At 47.6% G+C, this 26,332-nt stretch carries 31 protein-coding genes, 1 tRNA gene and 1 pseudogene; 8 read left to right on the top strand and 25 right to left on the bottom strand.

The genetic code is table 11. From position 1 onward, the window contains the following. The first annotated feature begins 6 nt into the window (after positions 1-6). Positions 7-225, top strand: a complete 219-nt coding sequence (gene yvfG, locus SB724_RS11965) for a protein YvfG (RefSeq protein WP_003151570.1) — start codon at positions 7-9, stop codon at positions 223-225. A gap of 13 nt (positions 226-238) precedes the next feature. Here the strand turns inward: yvfG and SB724_RS11960 are convergent, their stop codons facing one another. The 15 genes from SB724_RS11960 to SB724_RS11890 all read right to left on the bottom strand — a co-directional run bounded on the left by SB724_RS11960 (position 239) and on the right by SB724_RS11890 (position 15,954). Next, on the bottom strand, positions 239-1,204 hold the full coding sequence (locus SB724_RS11960) for a polysaccharide pyruvyl transferase family protein (protein ID WP_410571264.1): 966 nt from the start codon (positions 1,202-1,204) through the stop codon (positions 239-241). After that, positions 1,183-2,355, bottom strand: a complete 1,173-nt coding sequence (locus SB724_RS11955) for a DegT/DnrJ/EryC1/StrS family aminotransferase (RefSeq protein WP_410571262.1) — start codon at positions 2,353-2,355, stop codon at positions 1,183-1,185. The genes SB724_RS11960 and SB724_RS11955 overlap by 22 nt, the downstream gene beginning before the upstream one ends. A 4-nt stretch (positions 2,356-2,359) precedes the next feature. Next, on the bottom strand, positions 2,360-3,007 hold the full coding sequence (locus SB724_RS11950) for an acetyltransferase (protein WP_410571260.1): 648 nt from the start codon (positions 3,005-3,007) through the stop codon (positions 2,360-2,362). Further along, positions 3,004-3,612, bottom strand: coding sequence for a sugar transferase (locus tag SB724_RS11945; protein WP_032876336.1), 609 nt, complete (start codon positions 3,610-3,612; stop codon positions 3,004-3,006). Before SB724_RS11945 ends, SB724_RS11950 begins: the two co-directional genes overlap by 4 nt. Next, positions 3,609-5,126 carry an MATE family efflux transporter gene (locus SB724_RS11940; protein ID WP_265972921.1) on the bottom strand — a complete coding sequence of 506 codons (1,518 nt, stop codon included), beginning with the start codon at positions 5,124-5,126 and terminating at the stop codon, positions 3,609-3,611. The genes SB724_RS11945 and SB724_RS11940 overlap by 4 nt, the downstream gene beginning before the upstream one ends. Beyond that, a complete protein-coding gene (locus SB724_RS11935) occupies positions 5,123-6,157 on the bottom strand; it encodes a glycosyltransferase (protein WP_265972919.1) in 1,035 nt (344 codons plus the stop codon). Before SB724_RS11935 ends, SB724_RS11940 begins: the two co-directional genes overlap by 4 nt. Beyond that, complete coding sequence (locus SB724_RS11930; RefSeq protein WP_410571257.1) at positions 6,154-7,230, bottom strand: polysaccharide pyruvyl transferase family protein; 1,077 nt, start codon at positions 7,228-7,230, stop codon at positions 6,154-6,156. The genes SB724_RS11935 and SB724_RS11930 overlap by 4 nt, the downstream gene beginning before the upstream one ends. 4 nt (positions 7,231-7,234) lie before the next feature. Then, positions 7,235-8,272, bottom strand: coding sequence for a glycosyltransferase family 2 protein (locus SB724_RS11925; protein ID WP_410571255.1), 1,038 nt, complete (start codon positions 8,270-8,272; stop codon positions 7,235-7,237). A gap of 18 nt (positions 8,273-8,290) precedes the next feature. Further along, complete coding sequence (gene epsG / locus SB724_RS11920; protein ID WP_410571253.1) at positions 8,291-9,394, bottom strand: biofilm exopolysaccharide biosynthesis protein EpsG; 1,104 nt, start codon at positions 9,392-9,394, stop codon at positions 8,291-8,293. Between the two features lie 3 nt (positions 9,395-9,397). Continuing rightward, entirely contained in the window at positions 9,398-10,534 is a 1,137-nt protein-coding gene (locus tag SB724_RS11915; RefSeq protein ID WP_410571251.1) for a glycosyltransferase family 1 protein, read from the bottom strand. After that, on the bottom strand, positions 10,527-11,369 hold the full coding sequence (gene epsE, locus SB724_RS11910; RefSeq protein WP_410571249.1) for a glycosyltransferase EpsE: 843 nt from the start codon (positions 11,367-11,369) through the stop codon (positions 10,527-10,529). Before epsE ends, SB724_RS11915 begins: the two co-directional genes overlap by 8 nt. Continuing rightward, positions 11,366-12,505, bottom strand: coding sequence for a glycosyltransferase family 4 protein (locus SB724_RS11905; protein WP_095060497.1), 1,140 nt, complete (start codon positions 12,503-12,505; stop codon positions 11,366-11,368). Before SB724_RS11905 ends, epsE begins: the two co-directional genes overlap by 4 nt. A 15-nt stretch (positions 12,506-12,520) precedes the next feature. Beyond that, entirely contained in the window at positions 12,521-14,338 is a 1,818-nt protein-coding gene (locus tag SB724_RS11900) for a polysaccharide biosynthesis protein (RefSeq protein WP_172645820.1), read from the bottom strand. Between the two features lie 222 nt (positions 14,339-14,560). Continuing rightward, the gene (epsB, locus tag SB724_RS11895; protein WP_007407393.1) at positions 14,561-15,241 is read right to left on the bottom strand and encodes a protein tyrosine kinase EpsB; all 681 of its coding nucleotides are present in this window, start codon (positions 15,239-15,241) and stop codon (positions 14,561-14,563) included. 5 nt (positions 15,242-15,246) lie between these two features. After that, positions 15,247-15,954: a YveK family protein gene (locus SB724_RS11890; RefSeq protein ID WP_031378299.1), complete on the bottom strand. Its 708-nt coding sequence runs from the start codon at positions 15,952-15,954 to the stop codon at positions 15,247-15,249. Positions 15,955-16,196: 242 nt separating this feature from the next. On the opposite strand from SB724_RS11890, the gene slrR reads away from it, so the two are divergent. The 3 genes from slrR to SB724_RS11875 all read left to right on the top strand — a co-directional run bounded on the left by slrR (position 16,197) and on the right by SB724_RS11875 (position 18,532). Further along, positions 16,197-16,652, top strand: a complete 456-nt coding sequence (slrR, locus tag SB724_RS11885; protein WP_007407395.1) for an HTH-type transcriptional regulator SlrR — start codon at positions 16,197-16,199, stop codon at positions 16,650-16,652. An 80-nt stretch (positions 16,653-16,732) separates the two neighbouring features. Further along, positions 16,733-18,181, top strand: coding sequence for a carboxylesterase/lipase family protein (locus tag SB724_RS11880; protein ID WP_410571246.1), 1,449 nt, complete (start codon positions 16,733-16,735; stop codon positions 18,179-18,181). Positions 18,182-18,331: 150 nt separating this feature from the next. Further along, positions 18,332-18,532, top strand: coding sequence for a hypothetical protein (locus SB724_RS11875; RefSeq protein ID WP_265972911.1), 201 nt, complete (start codon positions 18,332-18,334; stop codon positions 18,530-18,532). A 31-nt stretch (positions 18,533-18,563) separates the two neighbouring features. Here the strand turns inward: SB724_RS11875 and SB724_RS11870 are convergent, their stop codons facing one another. Continuing rightward, positions 18,564-19,094: a dihydrofolate reductase family protein gene (locus tag SB724_RS11870; RefSeq protein WP_325084714.1), complete on the bottom strand. Its 531-nt coding sequence runs from the start codon at positions 19,092-19,094 to the stop codon at positions 18,564-18,566. A gap of 80 nt (positions 19,095-19,174) precedes the next feature. Beyond that, positions 19,175-19,804: a YczE/YyaS/YitT family protein gene (locus SB724_RS11865; RefSeq protein ID WP_410571243.1), complete on the bottom strand. Its 630-nt coding sequence runs from the start codon at positions 19,802-19,804 to the stop codon at positions 19,175-19,177. A 133-nt stretch (positions 19,805-19,937) separates the two neighbouring features. On the opposite strand from SB724_RS11865, the gene paiA reads away from it, so the two are divergent. After that, positions 19,938-20,456 carry a spermidine/spermine N(1)-acetyltransferase gene (gene paiA, locus SB724_RS11860; RefSeq protein ID WP_410571241.1) on the top strand — a complete coding sequence of 173 codons (519 nt, stop codon included), beginning with the start codon at positions 19,938-19,940 and terminating at the stop codon, positions 20,454-20,456. 41 nt (positions 20,457-20,497) lie between these two features. On the opposite strand, the gene SB724_RS11855 is transcribed toward paiA, so the two are convergent. From SB724_RS11855 to SB724_RS11840, 4 genes and pseudogenes are all read right to left on the bottom strand, one after another. Then, positions 20,498-20,986, bottom strand: a complete 489-nt coding sequence (locus tag SB724_RS11855; RefSeq protein WP_014305882.1) for a phenolic acid decarboxylase — start codon at positions 20,984-20,986, stop codon at positions 20,498-20,500. Positions 20,987-21,007: 21 nt separating this feature from the next. After that, positions 21,008-21,169, bottom strand: a pseudogene (locus SB724_RS11850) (DUF3237 family protein); the annotation flags it as partial. 240 nt (positions 21,170-21,409) lie between these two features. Then, the gene (locus tag SB724_RS11845) at positions 21,410-21,694 is read right to left on the bottom strand and encodes a DUF1433 domain-containing protein (protein ID WP_410571385.1); all 285 of its coding nucleotides are present in this window, start codon (positions 21,692-21,694) and stop codon (positions 21,410-21,412) included. 237 nt (positions 21,695-21,931) lie between these two features. After that, the gene (locus SB724_RS11840) at positions 21,932-22,219 is read right to left on the bottom strand and encodes a DUF1433 domain-containing protein (protein WP_410571239.1); all 288 of its coding nucleotides are present in this window, start codon (positions 22,217-22,219) and stop codon (positions 21,932-21,934) included. Between the two features lie 233 nt (positions 22,220-22,452). On the opposite strand from SB724_RS11840, the gene SB724_RS11835 reads away from it, so the two are divergent. Further along, positions 22,453-22,626 (top strand): helix-turn-helix transcriptional regulator, encoded by a 174-nt coding sequence (locus SB724_RS11835; RefSeq protein WP_342497092.1) that lies wholly within the window; start codon positions 22,453-22,455, stop codon positions 22,624-22,626. Between the two features lie 49 nt (positions 22,627-22,675). On the opposite strand, the gene SB724_RS11830 is transcribed toward SB724_RS11835, so the two are convergent. Continuing rightward, positions 22,676-23,020: a DUF1433 domain-containing protein gene (locus SB724_RS11830; RefSeq protein ID WP_060674026.1), complete on the bottom strand. Its 345-nt coding sequence runs from the start codon at positions 23,018-23,020 to the stop codon at positions 22,676-22,678. A gap of 53 nt (positions 23,021-23,073) precedes the next feature. On the opposite strand from SB724_RS11830, the gene SB724_RS11825 reads away from it, so the two are divergent. Together SB724_RS11825 and SB724_RS11820 are read left to right on the top strand one after the other, a co-directional pair. Continuing rightward, positions 23,074-24,495: a lipase gene (locus tag SB724_RS11825; RefSeq protein ID WP_265972901.1), complete on the top strand. Its 1,422-nt coding sequence runs from the start codon at positions 23,074-23,076 to the stop codon at positions 24,493-24,495. A gap of 16 nt (positions 24,496-24,511) precedes the next feature. Continuing rightward, positions 24,512-24,823, top strand: coding sequence for a hypothetical protein (locus SB724_RS11820; protein WP_410571236.1), 312 nt, complete (start codon positions 24,512-24,514; stop codon positions 24,821-24,823). A 59-nt stretch (positions 24,824-24,882) separates the two neighbouring features. Here the strand turns inward: SB724_RS11820 and SB724_RS11815 are convergent. The 3 genes from SB724_RS11815 to SB724_RS11805 all read right to left on the bottom strand — a co-directional run bounded on the left by SB724_RS11815 (position 24,883) and on the right by SB724_RS11805 (position 26,138). Continuing rightward, a tRNA-Arg gene (locus tag SB724_RS11815) sits at positions 24,883-24,958 on the bottom strand. 180 nt (positions 24,959-25,138) lie between these two features. Next, complete coding sequence (locus SB724_RS11810) at positions 25,139-25,699, bottom strand: sugar O-acetyltransferase (RefSeq protein ID WP_265972899.1); 561 nt, start codon at positions 25,697-25,699, stop codon at positions 25,139-25,141. 91 nt (positions 25,700-25,790) lie between these two features. Further along, complete coding sequence (locus SB724_RS11805; protein ID WP_265972897.1) at positions 25,791-26,138, bottom strand: PfkB family carbohydrate kinase; 348 nt, start codon at positions 26,136-26,138, stop codon at positions 25,791-25,793. Between the last annotated feature and the right edge of the window lie 194 nt (positions 26,139-26,332).

Below are 26,332 nucleotides of genomic sequence, written 5' to 3'. Positions count from 1 at the left end.
TTATAGATGTCAGAACTTTTTTCTGTTCCTTATTTTATTGAAAACTTTACACAGCACATTGAAATGAATCCGAATGAAGACCGAATTCATGCGATGAACAGCTATTACCGTTCCGTCGTTTCAACCCTTGTTCAGGATCAGCTGACGAAAAACTCGGTTGTGCTCAAAAGAATTCAGCATTTGGATGAGGCGTACAACAAAGTAAAACGCGGTGAAACAAAATAAACCTTCCGCTCATTCAAAGCGGAAGGTTTTTCTTCGTGCCGGCGGTTTCCCCGATCAGACGGACATCCGGCGCTTCGTGCATCCAGGTGTAATAATAGTTGGCGTTTTTCCCGTATGAATTATCAATGACGGTATTCGGTTTTTCGAGAAGCGAGGACAGAATGTGGCCGTGAAGCCTTGACGTTTCCACCGATTCGTATCTGCTGAAAAACAGGACCGCTTTCTTTGTTAAGAAATCGGTATAGCGTTTCCAAAACCGCGCAATCGGCAGCGGGTTTCCCGCTTTTTTATTCAAAACATTCAGCGTTTGGAAAAAAGCGATTCCCCTGCGGTCGCTTGCTGACAGCACATCCTGCCAGTCGCAGCTTTTAACGGAAGAATTGGTTTGCAGCTTCGGATTGATTTCCCCATCCGTGCGGATAAAATGAAGCCTGCCGCGTGACGGAGCCGCTGACGCCGCCATCGGATACAGCTGATGGGCCATATCAGGCATAAGCCCAATATGATTCGCCGAAAAAAAGCGTTTCGCGGTCTCGTATGACACATGATCCCTCGTAAACAGGTGGAGATCCTTGTGCTCCGCAAAAAGCGCCGCTGTCTTCCCAAGCCGTGTCTCATCCTGATAATAAATGGATTGCGGCAGGATGACGATCCTGTTTTCCGGAAAGGATTTGACGATTTTTTCCCTGAACGTCTGATAGTACGGATAGAGATCCCCGAAATTTCCGCCACCCTGACAGACGATGATTGTCTTTTTGTCCGCCCGGCGCCCGAATGGAAAATTGTCGGGATTCCAGCGCTGTTTCACACGGATGCCGTGCGCTTTAAAAAACGCCTCCGTCCCTTTCATAATCAATAAATCCCCCACGTTTCCGTAGAGGGGATAGTCGGCATATATGATGTCGGATTGCGGCGGTATAACGTTGAGCAGCCCCGTCAGCGTTTCTTTTAATCGGCTCATAACATGGCGGCTGTCCATGTTTTCTCCCCTTTCGTTTCAAACAGTTGCGCAAGTGCGTCAATGACACGTTGCTGATCCTCAGAAGACAAGTCAGACCCGGACGGCAGACAGATCCCCCGGCTGAAAAGGTTCTCAGAGACACGCTCATGTTCGCTGTGAGGATAAAAGACGGAAGATGAGAAAAGCGGCTGCGTATGCAGCGGTTTCCACAGCGGCCGGGCCTCAATATTCTGTTCCGCAAGACAGGCGACTGCTTCTTCCGGCGTCACGCCGTTATCAAGCGTCAGAGCCGTCAGCCAGCGGTTTGACACCGTTCCTTCAAGCTCCGGCATCATGCGGATGCCCGGATATGTTTCCAGCGCTTCCCGATACCTGTGAAAGATTTCTCTCCTCGCCTGGACGCGATCTTCAAGCACTTCCAGCTGCGATATCCCCACACCCGCGAGAATGTTGCTGAGCCTGTAGTTATACCCGAGCTCGCTGTGCTGGTAATGAACGGCGGCATCTCTCGCCTGTGACGCAAGAAACCTCGCTTTTTCAATCGCGGCTTCATCGTCAGACACGAGCATGCCGCCTCCCGATGTTGTAATGATTTTGTTGCCATTAAAGGAATAAATGCCGAAACGGCCGAACGTGCCGCTCTGCCTGCCTTTATATGTTGATCCTAAGGACTCGGCAGCGTCTTCAATCAGACAGACGCCGTATGCGTCACAAAGGCTCGTTAATTCATCCATTTTCGCGCTTTGGCCGTAAAGATTGACGGCGATCACCGCTTTCGGGAGTCTGCCGCGCCGCTTTGCATCCCGCAGCGCCCGCTCAAGCGCATCGGGCGACATATTCCACGTCTCCCATTCCGAATCAATAAAAACGGGCTCAGCCTGCTCATACACAATCGGATTCGCCGTGGCGACAAACGTAAAGGAAGGACAAAATACAGCGTCTCCTTTTTTCACACCCGCAAGCCGCAGGGCAAGATGGATGGCGGCCGTTCCCGAGCTTACGGCCGCCGCGCTTTTCACTCCCGCATATTCCGCGAGCCGCGCTTCAAACGAATTGACGAGCGGACCGAGCGGGGCAATCCAATTGGAACGAAAAGCTTGTGCAATGTATTCCTGTTCTTTTCCGCTCATATGAGGCGGAGACAAATAAATCCGTTTGTTTGTTTGCATGAAATCATCCTTTTTCATTATGGATAGGGGAGATGATGCGGGCCGGAACGCCGACCGCCGTCACATGGCCGGGAATTCGGCTGATAACCGCAGCCCCCGCGCCGATAACGGACCAAGGGCCGATGTCAATCTGCGGTATGACGGACGCGCCGATTCCGATGTGCGTTCCTTCCCCGACTTTCACTCCGCCGGCAAGCGCCGCGCGCGGTGAAAGATGGACGTAATCTCCGATTGCATTGTCATGATCGGCAACCGCCCCCGTATTGATGATGCAATGGGCGCCGATGTCAGCGCCCGCCTGAATGACGGCGCCCGCCATCACAACCGTTCCGTGTCCGACGGAAGCCGTTTCACTGACGATCGCCCCGGGGTGAATGAGTGCGGCATAATCGTCATCTTCAAGCCCAAGCGTTTCAGCGAACTGCTTTCTGACGCCGTTGCGGCCGATGCATATCGTGAACACGGCTTCGGGGACGAGTTTCCGAAGCATGTGCACGTCTTTCGTCCGGCCCGTATATAAACCGTTCCGAACGGCAAAACCGCTGAATCCGTCATCCAATATGCCCGCAAGCTCCATATCGGAACGGGCCTGCACGATTTCCTTCACGACTTTTCCGTGTCCGCCGTTTCCGATCAGTACGACCTTTTTCACGATGACATATCTCCGCTGCCTGTGAAGCGCTTTGCCGTCACATGGCCGGCTTGGTGTATGCCTTCTGACACGAGAACTTTTTTCACTGTTAAAAGCAGAATCTTTAAGTCGAGAAGAAATGTGCGGTTGTCGACGTACCACACGTCGAGCTTGAATTTCTCCTCCCATGAAATCGCGTTTCTCCCGTTAATCTGCGCCCAGCCCGTAATCCCCGGCTTCACCTCGTGCCGCCGCGCCTGCTCCGCCGTGTAAAGCGGAAGATAATCCATCAGCAGAGGGCGGGGGCCGACCAGACTGATATCGCCTTTGAGCACATTAAAAAGCTGGGGAAGCTCATCGATGCTCAGTTTTCTGATCAGCCTTCCCGTTTTGGTCAGGCGGAGATGATCCGGAAGCAGCACACCGTTTTCATCACGCGCATCCGTCATCGTTCTGAGTTTATACAACGTAAACGGACGCCCGTTATGCCCAGGTCTCGTCTGTTTGAACAATACCGGAGACCCGATGGCGCATCTGACGGCGGCCATGGCGAAGAGAAGGATGACGCTCGCGCCGCACAATAACAACGTCGCGGCCGCTATATCAAATACACGTTTCGCCTTCAAATCTGAACAGCTCCTTTCACTTTTCGGCATTTCTGTAAAGCAAGCCGCCTTTCTTCTTTCGTACAAATGAAGAAAAAAGCGAATGCGGCATAGCTTATGCATACGGCAAGCCCCGCGGCGATCAGGCCGGCCCAGCTGTCAAGCGGTGAAAACAGCCGGATACCCCGGCAGACAGCCCAGGCAAATACGGCCGCCGCCAACGGGCCGAACATGCCTTTGTAAAACGCGGTTTTCTGAAAACCAGTAATATGCGAAACATACAGCGGCGTGAAGACGGCATTTTTCAAAATGAGAGAGACTGCACCGGCGATGGTGATGCCGTACAGCCCGAGATGTGCCGGTCCGCTGAGAACCACGGCCAATATGACATTCAGTCCGCCTAAACATAAAGTAACGATAGCAGGCGTTTTTTGTTTATTAAAAGCCGTCCATACGTAAAAAAGCGGCATGACAGAGAGACTGACCGCCAAATACGCGGCGTGAATGTATAAAAGCGGCGCCGTCTGCAGAAACGACGGGCCCAGCCAAATCGCCAGAAACGGTTCGGCAAGCCCTCCTAATAATGCGGCGGGAAGCGCGAGGAGAAGCCCGTTCATCCGCACAGCCTTATTGGCGTAAGACAGGAGGCCTTCCATATCGCCTTTTGAATAGTAGGAAGTCAAAACCGGCGCAAACAGTGAAGCAAGCGTCCCGGCAAGACTTCTGAGCAGGAGCGGGAATTGAATAATCGCCGCATAGACACCCGCTTCAGACGGCCCCAGCACGAGGTTGGCCGTCATGAGGTCAATCTGCAGAAACAGCAGCACTCCGATCTGGTTGACAGAACTCCAGGCACCGGCCGAAAACAGCACTTTGCTCGTCTGTAATGACAAGGTTTTACGGCTGAAAGAAAACCAAGGAATCAATTTCTTAAAGAAGAAAAAAGTCAGCACGGCCGCACAGACAGCTCCCGCTAATGCCGAAAGCTGGATCTGCCAGATTTTCGGAGGCAGGCACGTAAACAGAGCGAGCACACACAGCACCCTGACCAGCATTTGCACGGCCTGAATGGAGCTTGTGATATAAAGCTTGTTGGCGAAAAACGGCCCCGTCGCGAACCCCGCCATAAAAAACGTCAGCATAAACAGCACGCTGCCGATCACGATAGAGAGCCTCACATCCGTTAAGAGCCCGGCCGGTACATTCATAATCTTGTCAATAAAAAAAGCCGTCCCGGCGAGCGGCACAGCGAGCAATAGAGATATCACGACAGACGCGGCTAAATAATTGCTTACATACGCATTGGCCTCGTCCTTGTTCCCCCTATGGGCGGCGACGGAGAAAAACCTCACAACGACAGAGCTCAGCGCAACAGTAATTATAGAGAAATAGTTAATGATATTCTGTGTCAGATGGACAAACCCAAAAGCCTCCACACCTAATGTTTTCACAATAAAGGGCGTCATCCACACTGATAAAAACACTGATAGTAAAAACGCCGTCACATTGGCGCCGAAATTAATGGCAAATTTCATGCTCCTTCCGCACTGCCTTTCTCTTTCGATTTCCGTTCGAAAAACGCATGCAGAAGAAGAGGAAGGCGCATTTTGCACAGGCCGAGCACCACGCGCTCCCCCGCCAGCAGCTGTTTATGGCGGCACGGCGTCCTGCGCACCGCCATTTTTACCATGTCATACGTTAAGATTCTGCCGATGTGCGCCGTAATCTGATGTGACAGCTGCGGGGCGGCGCATGCGTTGGCGATCAGCATCGGAATCTGATGCTTGCACAAATATGTATCGATATCGCTCCGGCAGGCGTCCGTCAGCCCGTTTTCCTCATAAAAAGCCATTTTCGCTGCATATTGCTTTTGCAGTTCTTGATCTAAGTGGGGCTTAAACGGTGTTTCTGTAAGACTTTGCGGATTTTCCCGGTAGATATACAGCCCTTCGTCTATCACTTTGACACGCGCGGCTTGGCGGAACGCTGCCAAGTTAAACGGAGAGTCCTCGGCAAACCGGATATCTTCATGGAACAACAGTCCTTGCAATGCTTCTCGCCGGTATATATAGCGCCACACATACCAAATAAACCGATGTTCGTGCGCACGTGTCAGCAATGCAGTCATTTCATCCGCTGTGAAGACGCGGCCCGGCGGAATGGACGGCGGCATATATGTTCTTTTCTTAGACGGCGTTTCCTTATAATAGCCGCATCCGGCGATATCCAGCCGGTTCTTCTCTGCTTCTTCATAAAGCCGCTCGAACATCGTTTCCGTCACATAGTCATCGCCGTCCGCAAAACCGATATAACGGCCGCGGGCGGCTTTTATTCCGGCATTGCGGGCCGAGCTGAGGCCGCCGTTTTCTTTATGAATCACCCGGATTCTCGCATCTTCTGCGGCGAATTGTTCGGCAATCCGGCCTGACTGATCCGGTGAACCGTCATTGACGAAAATGATTTCGATGTCTCTCAGCGTCTGTTTTGTTAAAGAAACCGCGCATTCTTTAATAAAAGGCTCTGTCTTATACATCGGCACGATCACGCTCACAAGCGGCGCGGTCATTGGGCATCACCGCTGATTTTCGAGCGCAGCCCGGCAAAATAAACACTTCGCAATGAACCGCCTTCCTCATGCTTGCCGCTGAGCAGCCGGTTTACGGCGGACGTTACGGCTTCAGGGTCTGGACGTTCAAGCAATGTCATGTTCGGTATGTTTTTCAGCCATTGATAGCCTTCCATCACCTTATGATCAAACGAACGAATGACGACACAAGGCGTTTTCGTCAGCGCACAAAAAATCATCCCGTGAAGCCTGTCAGTGACGACGGCTTCCGCGCCTTTCAGCGTATTCCAAAGCGCCTCCAGCTCCTTTTCACGTGTATGGCGGCTGACCCTCCGGCCGACCGTCGTGGTAAAGGAGTGCAGCTCGCCGTACTCTTCCGCCAAAGCTTCTTTTACCATCGCTCTGTCCTCAGCCGTCAGCGCACTCTCCTTATCCTCCCGTAAACAGAGGTAGATCCCTTCCCGCGGGATGTGCCGCTCGCTTTTATCCAAATATAAGACCATGTCAGGCTGTTTGAGCACTGTTTTTCCGGGAAAATGACGCTTCATCCATTGATACGTCGTCTCATCTCTCGCCATTAACAAAAGGTCGGGATGCGCATTGTACACTTTTCGGGCGCGCTTCAGCTCCTTCCGTCCCTTTTTTGATTCAGAAAAGTGAGCCGTCGCCGGAAGCTGAACGATCCGATATTCCCGGAATGTTTTGATAATAAAGCGGCGCGTCCATTCCTCATACCGGTACAAATCCCCCATGTTCCCGCCGCCGATGATGAATACCATATCATCGGGGTGGCGCTTTTTGATCAGCGCTTTTGCCGATCTGTAGATATCCTTCATATCCACTTCGACAATGTCAAAATCGGGATACTCCCGTTCAAGAAACGTTTTGCTTGCGTAGGCGATGGCGTGATCGCCAAGATTATCGTGGGACGGGAGCAGCGTCAGAATGATCTTTTTTCTTGCCGCTGTAAGCCCCGCCCCATCCGCTGCCGTTCCGAAATGAAATTGGGACGGGTATTTGACCTTAAGCAACAGCCATTCCGCGAGATTGATTTTTAAAGATTGTATCGACATGTCTTCACCCTCTGATTTTCATTTTGTACTCGATTGCACGCTGATACGCGGCTGATGCCAGCGACACGAACGGAATCAGCTTCAGCTTCGCCAAAAGCAGAAGGCATGAGCGTTTGGCGTCAAACGGCGCCGTTCCGGTTTTGGAAAGGCTCAGGCGGAACACGGGATCAGCGCATATCCGGCTGATATTCTTCCACTTCTCAGAAAACCGGCCGCTATTATTCCGCTTCCATTCATTCAGCAGGCAGACTGTTCCGTGCTGAACGATGAAAAAATCCAGCTCCTGCCGGTATTCCTGTAAGCAGCCGTTTTCACGCAAAAAAGCCTCGTTCAGCCGATAGAGAACGAGACCTGAGTCAAACAGCTTTTTCTGATAGCTTTGCACAATGGAAGTCAAGTGAATCCGATAATGATAGAGCGGCTGATCCACGTACGAGACCGCACCTGCGAAAACATGCGCCCGGAGGCTGAAGTACTGATCCTCCACGTGCTCAAGCTCATCACGAAGCGGAAAGCGCAGCTGATGATGCTCGATCATGGTTCTTTTGTACAGCTTGTTCCATGAAAAACCGCTGACTCTTCCTTCAAATAAATCTTTCAGGTACCGTTGTTTCGGGAGGCCCGCGTACGCTGAAGCGATCGTTGAAACGGCGGTTTTCCCCGTATCCGCAAATTCGGCCGCATACTCGCAAATCACGAGATCAGCCTGATCAGCCTTCGCTTTTTCATACATGCTGAGGCAATAATCAGGCTCAACCCAGTCGTCCGCATCAATAAAAGCGATAAATTCGCCGCGCGCAGCCTCGATGCCCTTGTTGCGGACCGCGCCGAGCCCCCGGTTTTGCTGATGAATGACCCTGATTCTCTCATCCCGCTTCTGATAGGTTTCAAGAATCGCCGGGCTTTGATCCGTTGACCCGTCATTAACGGCCACGATTTCGATATTGGCGAGCGACTGATTGAGCAATGAATCTAAGCATCTTTCTAAATAAGTTTCCGTATTATACACAGCAATTAATAAACTGACCGCGGGTGTTTCCATATAAACCTCCAGTGTTCATTACCGGGAAAAAATCGTTCTGTACGGAAGCACAGACGAATCGACCGGCATAAGCAAGTAACTGTAAAGAAAATAACAGACAATAATGGCGATATAAATCAGCGCATTTGATTTTTCATCAAAAATTCTCACAAAATAAGGGATCAGGATCATTTGGTACAGGCCGAAATATATATTAAACCGGGCAAAAATAACATCCTTTGTCGCCAAAAGACCGAAGAGCAGGCCGAGTAGACAGAAATTCACGATGACATCAATGTCAGGCCAGAGCTTCCGCAGCCGCTCCCGATAGCAGAAAGCCAAAAACAGCGGCAGAAGCAGCACCGCGATTTTTACGACGTTCATCCCATTCGTATTGGTCATCAGCCATTTCTCATAATGGCCGTACGAGCTGTTTTCCAGCACGACGACAAACAGCGAAATGAACTTCTGATACAGGAACGTCATAAGAAGAAACAATGCCGACAGTCCGAAAATCGCGGGCGACCAGGCTCTTTTTCTGACGAGAAAATAAACCGGAATCATAATCAGCGCTGAGGAATGAAAAAGCGAACACAGCAGCACGATTGACATATAACGCTTCCAGCTTCCGCTGATCACGTAGCGGACGGCCCAAAACAAAACGGCCGCCACCATATACTGCCTGATCCCGTTAAAGGAAGCGTAATAGTGATACGTGCCCAAAAACAAAAACACACTCAGCTCAAACGGACGGCCGAACTCAACGAGCCCCTTTAAAATAAAGCTGCACGTCACGACCGCTACGGTGAAATACATAATTTGCGGATCTTTCGTGATAAAATTCATGAGCCAGATGAGAGACGTAAACCCCGGATCAACGGCTGCTTTTTTCGCTCCGAACCCGAAGATCTCCCAAATGCTGCCGTAATTTCCCGCCAGCTTGTACATCAGCGCGTACGTCTGAAAATCCGTCCCGACTCTGTAGCGCAAACCGGAGACCAATACGAGCGATAGCAGCGGAACGATCATGACGAGCTGATTCGGCCGGTATCCGGTCGAAAGCGATTGATCACGCCCGCCGCACATTTTGGCGAACCATGACCAAATATACACAATTCCCATATTGACTACGTATACAATCATTCGTTACTGTTCCTTTTTCCAATTCATATTGTAAAGCTTCATAACAGCCCCCGCATTTTCTCCCGCGTCATATCCCTGCCGTCTGAGGGTTTCTTTAATGCGCGCCCCGTCAGGCTTTGCCGCCTCTGCTGCCCGTAAAACCGCGGATGCCCATTGTCCGAGCGGTTCTTTGAGGCTGAGCCTTTTGACCAGCCCGAGCCCGGCATCGGCTTCTTCCGTTATGCCGTCTGATATCACGCACGGCACCCCGGAGGCCTGCGCTTCAACGAGCGTGACGGGCAGCCCTTCATAAAGAGACGGCATGACAAATACATCCAGCGTTTTCAGCAGGGCATGAACGCGGTCTTCTATGCCGATAAAACGCACATCATCATCAAGCCCCAGCTTCGCCGCCAGATTTTCCATGTCGGTGCGAAGCGGACCGTCTCCGGCGAGAACCAGCTGTAAACTGATGCCCCGCTCTTTCATATCAGCGGCCAGCCGGAGCAGAAATTCGTGGTTTTTTTCTTCTGTAAAGCGGCCGATATGGCCGATCACCAAACGGCCGTCTGCAATGCCCCGCTTCCTTTTTTCAGCTTCTGTGTCCGCGCATCCGCCGGCAAATAAGTCGAGATCAATGCCGTTCGGCAAAAGATGCACGTCTTTTTCTTTCCCGAATAAGAAACGGCCCGCGTCTTCCCCGCAGGCGCACAGTGCCGTGGCGTTTGCGGTGATCAGCCGTCTGAACACAAACAGCTGCATCCCGGCAAGCCGCGACGCCCGTCCCCGCCACGACGTACTGTGCGAATGACAGATCCGCACCGGGACGCCGGCTAAACGAGCGGCAAGCGCGATGAATCCCGACTGAAAATCGGTATGGGCGTGCACGGCGGCAAACGGGCCTTTTTCCTGAATCACCCGCTTGACCTGTTTTACAAATGTAATCGGGTTTGTGCTGCCGATGCTCGGCACATAAAAAAGCCGTCCGCCGAGAGCGAGAATTTCCTCATCATAAGCGCACGGATCGTTCCTATGGGTTAAAAAATCAAACTGCACCTTCGTTCTGTCCATCTTCCGGTACAAATTCATCATCATCGTTTCTGCGCCGCCCCTGTTCATCCCGCTGAAGATGTGCAGCACCCGCATCGGTTTGTCAGTCATGTTCGGCAAGCCCTTCTTTTTGGCGGATGTCCCTGTTTTTATGATAACGGTTCATGACCGCGGGCGGCGTAATGGCGCGGATGAGCGGTTTTGCGATATACGCGTAATGGGAAAGCGGCAGCTTCAGCCGTCTGCATGCCTGAAAAACGAGCACCGCATTATCAATGGAATACGTAAACGATCTCCTCTTAAACGCATCACTGTCCTCTCTGACTTTATACAGCGTTTCTTGGAGATTGTACCCCCGGAAACCCGCTTCAAAAAAGCGCAGCCACAAATCGATATCCTCCATCCGCCGCGTCCGTCTGACTGACCGGTAGCCGCCAAGCGCTTTGTACGCTTCAGCCCGCATCATAATGGTGCCGTGGCAGAATGGTGTGCCTTTCGCCATAATTCCCGGTTTCGGCACGGGCGGCAAAAGCCGGGCGCCCCTTACACCGAATTCGTCAAATACGAGCATGCCCGTGCCTACGACTTGATAGTGGGCGTGCTTGTTTAAGAAAGCGGCCTGTTTTTCCAGTCTCCTCGGGTTGGAGATGTCATCACCGTCCTGCCTGGCGATATAATCCCCCGTTGCGTATGTCAGACAGCGGTTAAGCGAAGCGGCAAGCCGTTGATTTGTCTTATTTTGAATCAGCATAATCCGGTCGCCGTAATGATCCGCGTAACGGCGCGCAATCTGATACGTTCCGTCAGTTGACGCGTCATCACACATAATCAGTTCCCAATTCTTATAAGATTGGCTCAGGATGGATTCAATACTCTCCGCTAAAGTCTCTTCGCAATTATAAATTCCCATGATGACGGAAATTTTCGGTTGTGCTCCTGCATTCATACGCTTTTCTCCTTTTTATCCATATAACCGGCGTAAATGTGCGCCATTTCCTTTACCGTACGTGTTTCTGAAAAACATTCCGCCGTCCTGCGCCCTTCTTGCCCCATTGCTTTTCGCAGCCCCGGGGAGCGGTACAGCTTTTCAATCCGATCGGCAAACGCCGCGCTGTCCCCCGCCGGCACGAGAAAACCGTTCACGCCGTCTTCGATGATCTCGCGGTGCCCCCTGTTGTCCGCGGCAACGGCGGGCTTTTCGGCAGCCATTCCTTCAAGCAGATTCATGCCGAGTCCTTCGCGGATGCTTGAGGCGACAGACAGATCGGCAAGCTGAATCAGTTCATGAATATCGCGGCAAAAACCGTAAAACCGCACCATGTCGGATACACCGAGTGATTCAGCCTTTTTTCTGTACGGCTCTTCCATCGCGCCTTCTCCGGCAAATACGAGTTTCAGCTCCGGGATGCGGTTCCTCAGCAGTGCCGCAGTTTCAATGAGAAGTCCCTGGTTTTTATTGCCGTTTAATTCAGCGGGGTATACGAGAATAAATTCCCCGGCGCCGAAGCCGTGTTTTTCTCTCAGACGTTCACTCTCTTCCCGGCTCACAGGGCGAAACCTGTCTGTATTCACCCCGATGCCGTGTATTTTTTTCGCGCTGCAATCTGTTTTTTTCATTTGCTTGGCCCGTTCGTAATCCTCTTCATTAATCGTAATCAGACAATCCGTATAAGAAGAAAGAAATTTTTCGATCGGGTAATAAAGAAGCCAGTTTTTCAGAGGCGCTCCGTCGCAGAAGTGAAAGCCGTGCGCGGTGTACAGCACCTTTGTCCCTTTTTGGCGCGCTTGTCTCGCCGCAAGGCGTGCAAGCACGCCGCCGACCGGCGTATGACAGTGAATCATGTCGTAGCCGTTGTCCTGAATGAGCCGTTTCAGACGCCTGTAAACAGAAAGATTTTCGGGATGAAACGGCGAGCGCCGGATCGGAATGGAAAACTTTTCATCAACGAACGGAAGATTCATATTGCCGCCTGCCGCGACGTGCACCTCCCAGCCCATATCCTGAAACCATTGAAAATACGGAAGATGAAAGGCTTTAAAATGATAATCGACTGTGGCGCAGAATAATACTTTTTTCGTCATCTTTCTGTCCTCCCATCACACGCCTGCGGCCGCTTCTTCATGTACTGATTCGATCGCCTCAAACAGCCTTTTTCTCAGCTCTTCTTCAGGCAGACGGCTGAATTCCTCCATAAAACGGATGAGCACGGCCCAATTCCCGTCCACCGCTTTCCCGATATGGATTTTCGGAAAAATCTGCTCCGTATGTACTTCATTATGATTCAGCAATTCTTCATACATCTTTTCTCCCGGACGGATGCCGGAGAATTCGATGGGAATCTGTTCTGTCGTATAGCCTGATAAATGAATCAGGTTTTTGGCCAGATCGACGATTTTGACGGGTTCTCCCATATCCAGAACGAAAATCTGCCGCCCTTTTGCAAGCGCCCCCGCCTGAATGACGAGTCTTGACGCTTCGGGGATCGTCATAAAATATCTTGTCATCGCCGGATGCGTGACGGTGACGGGTCCGCCTTTTTCAATCTGCTTTTTGAAAATCGGAATGACGCTGCCGCGGCTTCCGAGCACATTTCCGAAACGGACGGCGGCGAATTTGGTGCGGCTGACCTTTCCGAGGTTCATGATGACCATTTCCGCAAACCGTTTCGTCGCGCCCATGACATTGGCCGGATTGACCGCTTTGTCAGAAGAAATCAGCACGAATGTTTCCGTTCCGCACATGTCGGCGGCTTCGGCGACATTTTTCGTGCCGATGATGTTGTTTTTAACGGCTTCTTCCGGATTATGTTCCATTAACGGCACATGTTTATGGGCAGCCGCATGATAGACGACGTGCGGCTCGTATTTTTTCATCAAAGTAAAGATTTTATCTCTGTCCTGAATATCGGCGATCTCCGCGTGAAAGAGCACCTCTTTGCCGAAGCGTGCGGACAGCTCGGTATGTACGGAATGAATGCTGTTTTCTCCGTGGCCTAGAAGGACGATTTCCCGCGGAAGAAACGCGCTGATCTGGCGGCAGATTTCAGAACCGATTGAGCCGCCGGCGCCCGTGACCAGAATCGTTTTTCCCTTGATGCTGTCAGAAATTTTGCTCGTATCAAGGGTGACCGGCTTTCTGCCGAGCAGATCTTCGGCTTTTACATCTCTGATGTGTCCGGCAGCCTGCGTTCCGAGCAGGATCTCGTCAAATTGCGGCATGATTTTAATATGGGCGCCCGTCTGCACACATTCTTTGTATAACGTTTGAAGCTCATGGGTGCAAAGAGACGGAATGGCAATGATGATATGATGAATTCTCAGCCTCTGCACCGCCGGCATAATGCTTTCTTTTCCGCCGATGACGGGCAGGCCCATGATTTCGAGCTTATGCTTCGTCTGATCATCATCAATAAAAGCCACAGGCATGATTCCGAGATCGTTTTTCTGGGTAAGCTGACGGACGAGCAGCGTCCCCCCCGAACCTGCGCCGATGATCAGCGCCCTGGAAGAGTCATTTTGCTTCCTGCCGATCGTTTCTTTCAGCACCCGTGAAATCATCCGGCTTCCTCCGATGAACAATAGCTGAACCATCCAGCTGACGGCCAACAGCCGGAACAAAATCGTGTGGAACACCCCGTATTGGACTGCCGCTGTTACGGCTGCTGACAGCGTGATCCCCTTCATCAAGGCAAGCAGCTCGCCTATTCCCGTGTACGTCCATACCTGCTTATACTGGTGAAACATAAAAGCGCATACATGATGGCTGATCAGCATGCTCACGGCAGTCAGCAGCAACGCTCCGGAGTCATAAAAGTGATAAGAATCCTCAAAAAATTGATATCCTATAACAACGGAAAGTAAAACGAGATACGTATCCAATGCAAAAATCATTGAAAGTCTTCTCCGGTAAGTCAATCTTTCCCCTCCTCATTTATCGGTTTAGCTGATACGGTTTTCGTAAAAAAACAGACATAACAGCTAAGCCGATAACAATGCATCATCTTAAGATAAATTGGGCATTTAACCCGTCCTCACACCCCGCCACCGACGACCAGCATCTAAGGCAGCGAAAAACGCCGCCCACAGCAGAGCCGAGTGCCTCCGTTGATAAAGGTAAGGAGACATCACCTGCACCGCTCAATACGAGTAGTGCTCCGTTTTTTTGATTTTCTTTTTATTCAGCAGCGCCCCCAAAAGCTTTGCCTTTGACTGCTGGAGCGCGTCTCTCGCCTTTTGGACGGTATCCATTTTCGTTTTTCCGCTCAAGACGACGAGAACGCTTCCATCTGTCTGATTCGCTAAAATCTGTCCGTCCGCCACAGCCAAAAGCGGAGGTGAATCGAAAATAACCAGACTGTACCGGCTGTACATCTCCTGAATCAGCTCTCCCATCGCCTTTGAAGATAAAAGCTCAGCCGGATTCGGCGGCGTCGGCCCGCTCGTTAAGACATAGAGGTTGTCAATCAGCGTTTTTTGCACCGTTTCGCCGAGGGAAGCGTTTCCGACTAACACATTTGTCAGGCCTTGTACATTTTCAAGCTGATAGGTCTCATGTATCGTCGGTTTTCGTAAATCCGCATCGACGAGCAGCACCTTTTTTTCCTGCTGCGCAAATACCGCGGCAAGGTTGGCGGCGCTGAATGATTTTCCTTCTCCCGGAACGGAGGAAGTGACGAGAATGGAGCGCAAATGGGTCTGAACAGAGGAGAACTCAATATTTGTCCGAATGGTGCGGTATTGTTCAGCCACCAATGATTTGTGATGTAAAACGGATATTTGAGCCAGTCCCCTTCTTGATTTCTTTTTTCTGAATCCCAAACGCCTCACTCCCCGAAATGTTTTTCATCAGACCGTGTCTGCTGATTTTTGATGTCATACACAACCCCTAAAACAGGCAAGTCTGTTTTTTCGCTGAGCTGCCGCTCGCTTTTAACGGTTTCATCAAGAAAGTGGAGAAAAAACGCAAGCGTCACACCCGCCATGAGAGCCGCACCGAACGCCATCATGATATTTCGGATGCGCGAAGGCTTGACCATCGGGCTTTCCGATGCTTTTGCCTCAGACAAAACAATGACGCCTTTTATATTCATCCTGTCACGGACTTCTTTTTTAAATGTCTTCATCAGCGTGTTCGCTATAGCGGCGGCCTGTTTCGGATTCTCGTCCTGCACCGCTACGGTAATGATCTCTGAATCGGTTTCGCTGCTTGTCGTGATCTTTGCTTTTAAAGCGGATGCCGTCTCAGAAAGATGCAGCGTCTGTTTCACTTTCTCAAGCACAACCGGGCTTTTCATTATCGTTTGAAACGTATTGTTGTAATGAAGATTCAGCTGAACGTCGCTGAGATTCGAATTTTTTTCACCGCTTGTTTCATGAATGAGCACTTGGGTCGATGACTGATAAACGGGCGAAATCACCCGGAATTGGATGTATCCCGTCACCAGCGTTACAACTGCTGTCATGATAAAAATCAGTAAAAATCTGTGTTTAATAATGTCAAATAGTTCTTTGAAACTCATATTCTCATTCATGTAATTACAGCCTCATCCTTATTGCATCAGGCTTAAACGCCCCCTTCTGTTAATGATTGGATTATAAAAGAAAAGGTCGAAATTTGAAAATTTCAAATTAAGCCATTTGGTTCTTTTTAGAGAACATTATCATGATTTTCCTCTTATTTACTGCACTTACCTTATAATTTTAAATTTTATAAAGAACGAAAGATTTCTTATAATGAACAAAAAAGCCAGTATACAGGGGAGAATTCAGCACAATGATTGGAAGAATAATTCGTTTATACCGCAGAAGAAAAGGCTACTCTATTAATCAGCTAGCAGTTGAAGCAGGTGTCTCTAAATCTTATTTAAGCAAGATAGAACGGGGGGTTCACTCAAATCCGTCCATCCAATTTCTGAAAAAAGTATCCGCCACCCTGCAGGTCGATCTGACGGAGCTTTTTGATGCCGAAACGATGCTGCATCACATGGGAGACACGGAAGATGAGTGGCGCATCCACCTTGTGCAGGCCGTGCAGTCGGGCATGCCGAAAGAAGAACTGTTCACCTTTACGAACAAACTGACTGAAAAACGCCCGGAGCCCGCACCCTACCGCAACAGAAAACTGACTGAATCCAACATTGAGGAATGGAAAGCGCTGATGCAGGAAGCCAAAGAACTCGGCTTGTCCGTTCAGGAAGTCAGATCATTTTTAGAACGGAAGCGTTACTAATGATATGCTGATGAAAAGGCTTTTATTCGCTTCATGTCTTCATCTCTGTTTATAATGAAAAGAAAAAAGGGGATGAAATGATGACAAAACTTACCGTTCAAACCCGCTCCGGCGCACTGAAAGGAACTGCCGGCCGCGGCGTCCGCACATGGAAGGGAATACCGTACGCGAAGCCGCCCGTCGGAGAGCTCAGATTTAAAGCGCCGGAGCCGCCCGCACCTTGGGACGGCGTAAAACATGCCGATTCGTTCGGACCGGTTTGTCCGCAGCCGGATGATATGCTGTCTATATCGTTTTCCGGAGATGTACCGCCTCAATCTGAAGATTGCCTTTACCTCAATGTTTTCGCCCCCGATTCAGAGGGCGAAAAAAAGCCTGTCATGGTATGGATACACGGCGGGGCATTTTATTTAGGTGCCGGAAGCGAACCGCTTTACGACGGATCTGCCCTTGCCGCTGACGGAGATGTCATTGTAGTGACACTCAATTACAGGCTCGGACCATTCGGCTTTTTACATTTGTCTTCTATTCATGACGCGTATTCCGCCAATATCGGGCTGCTCGATCAGATCGCCGCGCTGCGCTGGGTGAGGGACAATATCTCCGAATTTGGAGGAGACCCGGATAACGTCACGATATTTGGTGAATCGGCAGGCGGCATGAGCATCGCCTCCCTTATGGCAATGCCTGACGCAAAAGGCCTGTTTCATAAAGCCATTTTAGAAAGCGGCGCCTCTCATACGATCCCGGCGGACATGGCAAAAGACATCGCGACGGCATTTATTCATGAAGCCGGCACTGATCAATTGCAGGAGCTTTCCGTTAATGACCTGCTTAAGACTGCGGATAAAGTGCGGCGCTCACTAGATCAAAACATTTTTCAGCTTTTGTTTCAGCCCGCCATCGATCCGGCCACATTGCCTGCGGAACCGGTGAAAGCCATAGCAGACGGGGCCGCAGAAGGCATACCTATGATCATCGGAACCAATCGTGATGAAGCATATTTGTTTTTCACCCCTGATACAGACATTCATTCCGAGAAAAAACAGCAAGATTATTTGCATTATCACCTCGGAGAGAACTGCACCGAGCAAGCGGCAGATTTATATCCGCATTCATTAAAGGGACAAATCGATATGATGACGGATCTGATTTTCTGGCGGCCGGCTGTCGCTTTCGCACAAGGACAGTCGCAGCACGCACCGGTCTGGATGTACCGCTTTGATTGGCATGGCGAAACACCGCCGTTTCATAAAGCCGTTCACGCTCTGGAATTGCCGTTTGTGTTCGGAAACTTTGATTCTTTGAGAAAGACGCTGCAAGAACCGCTCGGTGATGACGCAGAACAGCTTTCCAAACAAATCCAATCCGCATGGCTCGCTTTTGCAAAAACCGGAAACCCGAACACCTCTCACTTCAATTGGCCTGAATATGAAACCGATTCACGCGAAACTTTGCTTTTCAACACGGATACCGCTGTCGAAAGTGATCCCGATTCAGCAAAACGCCGCATCCTGTTTCAAGCATAAAAAACGCCAAGGGAGCCGGCTCCCTTGGCGTTTCGTTTTCATCTCACTTCAGACATCAGTCAGTTTCGCAGTATATCCATTTCCACATTAACCCTGATATGTTATATTCTAACTCAATACGTTAACAAACATTCATAAAGGAGTTTTTATATGGAGAAATCAAGTATTATCGGCACAGCTGCCGTTATAATCGGGGCGCTTATGACCTTAATTTCATTTATCTTCCTGCGCGACACTGATTTCTATGCCGTGAGGTGGATAGGGGTTGTTATCATGGTTGCAGGGTTTTCATGCGGGCCGGCCCACACCATTTCAAAACATAAAAACAAACATGAAAAAGAAACCCGGTAACCTTTCCTGGGTTTCTTTCATACACTTCATGTCATCTCACTTCATAATGCAACTCCGCAAATTGCTTATAGCGCCTGACATCAGTCAGCTTCAGCCCTGTCTCCCGGTCTCCGGGTTTGAACAAAGAAATTCCGCGGCCGAGCAGAACGGGGGCGATCTGAATGATAAACTCATCGACAAGTTTTTCCTCCAAAACCGGGTGCAGCAGATCACTCCCGCCGACAATCCAAATCCGCTTGCCTTCTCGGCGTTTCAATGCTTTTATAAAATCGGCAGGCTCTTCATGAATAAACCTCACATGTTCAGTACGCCCGGTCAATGTCCGCGAAAACACATAGCATTCTTTACCTTTGTACGGAAATTCCTCAGGCATTAAAACCAATATTTCCTCGTATGTTTTTCTGCCCATGATGATCGTATCGACAGATTCATAGAAAGCTTCATAATCGGTGCCGTCTTCACCTTCAGTTCCGATTAACCAATCTAAAGAATGATTTTCCCGCGCAAGATAGCCATCTGCGCTGACAGCTCCGTAAAAAACGAGTTTTCTTTGACCGCTCATAAAAATCCCTCCCCCTTTTTTATTATACCTTGAACATACGGATGAAATGAAAAAATGATAGAATCGGGTAAAAACCCCCGTTACCGGGTTTTCGTTTCTTCCTGCTTTGGAGATGCTGTTAATATGCCGTCTATCCATCTTCCGGTAATCGGCATAAAGAAATGAAGGATGATCCCTCCTAAACAAACGGTTAATAACGTTCCGATGCCTACCGGACCTTTTAGCATCACGGCCAGTATGAAAAATATGAAGTAAATGACCGTTCTTGAAAAAAAGATGCTTCTCCCGGTTAAATCGCGGACAATTAGCGTTAACCGATCAACCGGGATCGGGGCGAAATTTGTGTGCAGATAGGTTGCGGTTCCTATCCCTATCACAACTAAACCGATTGCAAAACAGCCCGCTTTTCCGTACCACAGTTCAGGCGTTATGACTCGATGCAGAAAAAAAAGCCACATATCAATCCCGATTCCCGTTATAAACGCCGTAATCATCCCTGAAAATTCCGGCCTTTGCCTTTTTAACATTGAATTACAGCAAATGAACAGGAAAGCGATGATGATTTCCCAGCTTCCCACGGTAAGCCCTGCATGGACGGACAATCCCACAATAAGCGCATCAAAAGGCGACGTTCCAAGATCTGATTGAATCGTGACAGAAATACCAAAGGTCAAGATCATGATTCCTAAAACATAAAAAACATATTTCACCTTATCGTCCTCATTTTCTTATTTTATGTTGCAAATACAACAAAAATACGTTATGTTTACTATACGGTATTTTCGTTGCAAACACAACAAAAAATCAGCTGATATGATAAATGAAGAAAGGAGCTGGATGACCATGAGTATTCAATTAAAAAAGTGCAGCCTTAACGATATAACAGAGCTCCGGGAGATAAGCATTGAAACATTCAATGATACATTTAAAGATCAAAATTCACCAGAAAATATGAAAGCTTATTTGGAAAATGCATTCCGCTCTGAACAGCTGAAAAAGGAATTATCCAATCTGTCTTCTCAATTCTATTTTGTTTATTATCATGATGACCTTGCGGGGTATGTAAAAGTCAACATGAACGAAGCACAGTCAGAAAAAATGGGTGAAGATTCTCTTGAGATTGAGAGAATTTATATAAGAAAAAACCATCAGAAACACGGACTTGGCAAATATCTGCTGAACGAAGCTGTGAAAATCGCAACAGCACACAATAAAAGGAACATCTGGCTGGGCGTATGGGAAAAAAACGAAAATGCAATCGCCTTTTATCAAAAAATGGGGTTTGTCCAAACCGGAGAACACTCTTTTTATATGGGGGATGATAAACAAGTCGACATTATCATGACCAAAACCCTGTCGTAAAAGAATACAAAAAACCCGGCCAAGCTGCCGGGTTTTTTCTCTTATTTTAATTTTCCCGCACGGATATCATCGGTCATTCCTTCGTACGGCGCTTCTGAAATCAGTGTTTCGTTATTGATTCCCGCATTGTTGAGATACGTAATATCCGCAAACTCGGGAACGACATATTTCGGGTACGTTTCATATTTCTCACGTGACTCTTTCATCACGTCAATGTAATCATTTTGGTAGCACACCGTGATTTCCGGATGCTCATGCACCCATTTCGGGAAGAAAATAATTCCGTGCATCCGTTTTTCATTCGGCATAAAGTTTAAGGAAACGTCTGTTCCTGTCGGTTCAGTCCATGACACTTTGTATACGCCTTCTGTCAGCTTGACGATATTCACTTCCTGGTCGCGCACCCAGCGGCCGCCTACCATTCCGCTATGAATCCGATAGTCGATCGTATGATCATTTTTAATATAGATTTCATACTCCCAGCCGTTTTCATACGTGTAAATCATATGGCTTCCGATAAAGTTTTCCATGTTGACTCACTCTCCATATTATTATTGAACTTCATAAACATCTAACCGAATGTCATCCGGCAATCTGACCGCAGCCCCGATAAACAGCCGGTCCTGCAGATGCTGATATGCCTCGCTGCTTGTTTCAAACACAGGCACAGTACGGAAATAAACATGCTCGGGATCAATGATGCGGTTCACTGACTCATAAATGACTTTTTTAAAGAAGGTTCATTCAAGGACGTATCACCTCCCGAGTTATTATGTTTACTTAAACATGTAACTATTTACACGTTTAATTGTAACGCTGTTAAAATGGACTGTCAAATAATGAGCTGTTTCTGATTATGTTTTCCAATGTTCAATGAAAAAAGACAAGGGCGGCAAATGCCGGCCCCTTGTCTTTTTCGTTTAGTGTATGCTCATACCAGACGATCGTCTTTATTAATAATCGCAATCTCTATCTCTGCATTCTTTCTTTCTCACAGCATCTATAGTGTGTCCCATAATCTTGTCATTTGCCTTATCATAAATACCCTCGAATTTATTCGATGTATCACCGTTGTAATAGCCAAATACCTCTATCCCGCCCATTGGATCTATTTCGTATTTATCTTTAAATGTAACGTTATGTATGCCTTCATAATTCGCTTTGATAAATTTCTCCATTCGTTCCTGAGCAATCTTTATCTCTTCAGCCTGAACATTTTTATCATTCATACTCTTCATTATAAAACCTCCGGCTGCTATCAAGATAACCAAGAAGATCATAATGTATGTTTTCACCAGAAATCATCCTCCCATGAGTTATGATGAAGCTCGCGGACTCGCAAAAATGGTCGGTGACACCCGGTGCAATAATTCATACAAAAACAGACGCTATTTAGGCGACTTAAAGTTTTTCTTCAATGTTCACAGCGGATCATATAAACCGGCAAACAAGAGAACTTCTTTATTTTGCGTCTTTTAGTATTCACATTCTTTTTCCTGACATTCGGGTTTCTCTTCTGCATCGACTGACGAAACTCCTATTTCATCATTCGTTTTGTCATAAAGTCCGAAAAATTCTTTTTCCTTATTACCATTCAAGTACCCTTCAATGGAAATTCCCCCCATAGGGTCTATTTTGTAATCGTTATCGTATGTAATGTGCTTTATATTTTTGTAATTAGCTTTTATATAGCTTTCCATTTTATCTTTCGCTTGGTTAAAAAGTTCTTGCTCTGCTTCTTTTTTATCATGGTGGTACTTCATGTAGATACTTCCTGACGCTATAGTTATTACAAATATCAGGACAACCATGTATTTCTTCACAGACTCATCCTTTCTTAGATTAAATTTACATCAACCTCAGAGTGTTGTACATGTCTAAAAAACATCAATGTATCAAATATCAGTGATCGAGATTACTTTTATATAAGCGTTAGTTAGACTAGCCTAAAGGGTGTGTGAACTTCTGAAAAAGTTTATAGTCAGATCTAGATTTAATGAAGGAGAAGGGAATTCAAAGCCAGAAGGAATTGGCTGATTTAGTTGGTTCAACTGAGGTTACGATAAGCAGATTTAAAACAAATACAAGATATGATAACACAACACTATTCATTATTAACAGGATTAAAAAATGCACCTATGAAAAATTTGTTTTATGTCCAGGAGATTAGAGGAAGAGCAATACAACAAAATTAGCCCAGCTCGATTGAGCGGGCTAATTTATCTTGTACAAAGCTTATCTTTACATTCTTCTTTTGGTTCGGCATCAACCGTATATGACAATATTTCTTTATTGCCTGGGTCATATAGACCTTCAAACTCTTTTTTTCCATTAGTATAACCCTTAACACTAATACCGCCCATTGGGTTAATATAGTAATCCTCAGAAAAATGGATATCTTTCACATTTTTATAGTTCGTTGTTAAAAACTTTTTCATATGATTCTGGGCTTCTTCGAATAACGCAATCTCTTTTTCCTTTCGATCATACTGATGCTTCATAAAAAGTCCCCCAACTGCTATAATTATTAAAATAAGGATAATTATGTACTTTTTCTTTTTCATTTGGAAATCAACCCTTTCCTGTCTCATTTTACAAAAATAAGGAGGCGTTGTATATGAATTACAAGATTAAAGTTCCAAAAATAACAGATAAAACTTATTATACGCTAAGTCAGGAATCTTACAACCGCGAAAGATTAGCTGATAAATTGAAAACGGGGAAACCGATACAAACAGACCAAAAAACTTATTGGTACGTTGAAAAAATAAAAACGGACGAAGATACCGGATTAGACGCGGTTGTACTATCACAAGGGGAAAAAACACAAGATGGTAAATGGATAAAATCAAAAAACCCCGAAAACGTGGTCGTCGCCTTTGCGGGAACCGATATCGGAAAAGACCCGATCAATGACGGCGTAAAAGCGGACGGCGGCAATATTGTTTTCGGAAATGATCCGAAAACAGAAGTACATTATATTGTAAAAAAAGACGCAAAGGATACGTCGAAAACACTTGGAACCTATCACGGAACGCCCTCTCAAGACGCCATGCTCACAACCGGAAAGTATAAGCTGATAACGAAAACATCGCAAATCGATCAAGCCGATCAGCTGGTACGCGGCGTAAAGAAAAAGTATGCCGGAACGTCAACGATTATTTCAACAACCGGCCATTCACTCGGCGGCGCTGAGGCCGAATACAGCGCGGTGAATAATGATGTGTACGCCGTCGCGTTTAACAGTCCTTCCGTCGTGAAACTGCACGATGAGGAAACACAGAAAGACATCAACAGCGGCATTTACGATCCTTACATCCGGTCAATTATCAATCCGGACGACATGGTCGGGGCGGGTTATTGGAACGAATATGACCGCCACAACGGGACAACGATTTATACGAAAAACCCCTCGCTCTCACAGTTCAGCCGAAAGCAGCGGCTTGATGGGAACTTAAACGAGCAGATCAGCAAGAATCTCGCTTATTTCTTCACTACCGTCATTCTGAGAAATCCGGATACACACGGCTTAAACGAAGCAAATTTCGTGTTCGACAGAAACGGCACTATCGCAAATCCGAACGGAGATGAGTTAGTCTTCGATAAAAACCTCGGCGCTCTTCTGCCGGCCGGTGCGATCGGAAGCGCAGATACAATAAAAGTAACGCCTAAAAACGCAAAGAAGCTGGCTGAAAAGGTGCAGGCTATGACTGAGGATTTGCGAACGATGAAAAAAGAAGCGCAAAACGCCTATCAGGAGCACGATGAAAAAATCGCCGAGCTGAAAACAGAATTTTACGGCCAAGTCGGACATGGCTTGTTTGATCAGCTTCAAGCACAGGACGTGACCAATACCATTGAAGATATTGCGCAATCCTACGATAAAGGCCCGATTTTTTATGACACTCAGGCTGAGCAGGCGTTTATTGATTCCTTGCAGGCGGCGATTACGGACCTTGAAGAGATTGGCGGATTCTTACATAAAATAGCGGATGAATTTCAGGAAAAAGACCAGATGCTCGCAAACTGGTTAAGATGATAGAGGTGGATACATAATGCCGACATTAGACGAACTTTTAGAACACAAGGACGACCCGATGAAGAAAAGGCTGCAGCGGCAGATGCTGAAAACCGTCATGACACAGGCAGCGGGGATAAAACTGGAGACAGTCCGCCGAACGCTGAAACCGACATTCGAAATGGATACGTTGAAAGATGAATTATATGAAGTGTATTCAGCACTATTGAACAGCTTTGAAGGCAAGGCGCAAAAAGCTCTCGCACAGCGGATCAGTGAAAGTGCGCGGCTGATTGCCGGAACCGAACATAACAGAGACCCATTCGTTAACAGTTTCAAAACAAGATAAAATAAAAAAACCTCGCAGATTTATCATCTGTGAGGTTTTTCCTATCGTCTTAACTGAGACGCGCTCGGAGGGATTCGAACCCCCGACAGACGTGGTACCGGAAACCACCGCTCTATCCAACTGAGCTACGAGCGCACGTTTTTTCAATCAGATACCTTTATATTATAATAAAGAAACGCACAGAAAGCAACTCTTTTTTGATAATGCACAACAGGATTATGCAGCGTCCTCATGCAGCATAATCCTGCATCACTAAGAAAAAGACGTTGATTCAACGGCTAATGGATTTCACAAGGAGGCACTCTATGAAACGATTTATATTTCAAGTTGTTTAATCAATTTAGCTGGATTGCCCCCAACTACAACATTATCTGGTACATTTTTAGTAACTACAGCACCTGCAGCGATAACTGCATTATTACCTATCGTTACTCCGGGATATATGACTGAACTTCCTCCAACCCATACATTATTCCCGAAAGTAATAGGCTTTCCATATTCTAATCCCGTATTGCGGTCAGTCGGAAGAAGCGGGTGTGTAGCTGTATAGATTTGGACACCGGGCCCAAGCATACAATTATCTCCGAACCGCACTTCACATATATCTAATATGGTGCAATCAAAATTTGCGAAAAAGTTTTCGCCTACAAAAGTGTTATATCCATAATCAAACCTGATATTTGGTTCCATATATACGTTTTCTCCTGTTGAACCAAGTAACTCCCGCAATAAATTAGTCCGTTTATCGGCTTCAGTTTCTAAAGTCTGATTATACATTCTAACCAGCCGTCTTGCGTTTTCTCTGTCTTTTGCTAATTCAGAGTCAGACGGGTTATATAATTCCCCGGCTAACATCTTCTCTTTTTCTTTTATCATTACTATTTTCTCCTCTTATGTGTTATTACAGGCAGTTATGCAGGGGTGCCGCGTGAATCGCTCCTTTTACAGAAGCGGCGGTGATGTTCACTTATCTGTTCGCACAGCGTCTCCTTTGATATGACATCAATTCAAAGGCATCCCCCGCACCGGCTGTGTCGGAAACAGCGGCTTTCAAGCCTTTATCTTCATATGACTCGCCATTTTTTAAATAAACCGCCGCACCTTCGCCTCCTTTTGTCAGTACAACGACGTTGATACGGCCGGTAAAAAGCGAAGCAACTGCTTCTCGCTCGTCATCGATACTGGTGATAAACCGCCGCACCTCATCAGAGGCTTTCATGATATCCGCAAGGGGAAAAACGTTAGAAGCGTCTCTCGGGCAGCTTGATTCATCAGACCGTAAAGGGAGCCTGATATTAGGGTCAAAACTGATCATCCCGCCGATTTTTTTGAAAGTCTTCGATCACTTTGATATGCGCTTGCTTCATCGGACTTTTAACCAAGTCTTTCGAACAGATCTCCTTGATGAAACCATTTCTGCTTTACCTCTTCCGGTGAAAGCGCAAATCAGCAGCATTCTTCCGATAAAAATGAAAGCTTCTTTCCCCCGGCCTTATCTACGAAGACAAA

Source organism: Bacillus sp. SIMBA_031 (assembly GCF_046535225.1).
Taxonomy (GTDB): domain Bacteria; phylum Bacillota; class Bacilli; order Bacillales; family Bacillaceae; genus Bacillus; species Bacillus velezensis.
This window is presented reverse-complemented; position numbering and strand designations above follow the sequence as displayed.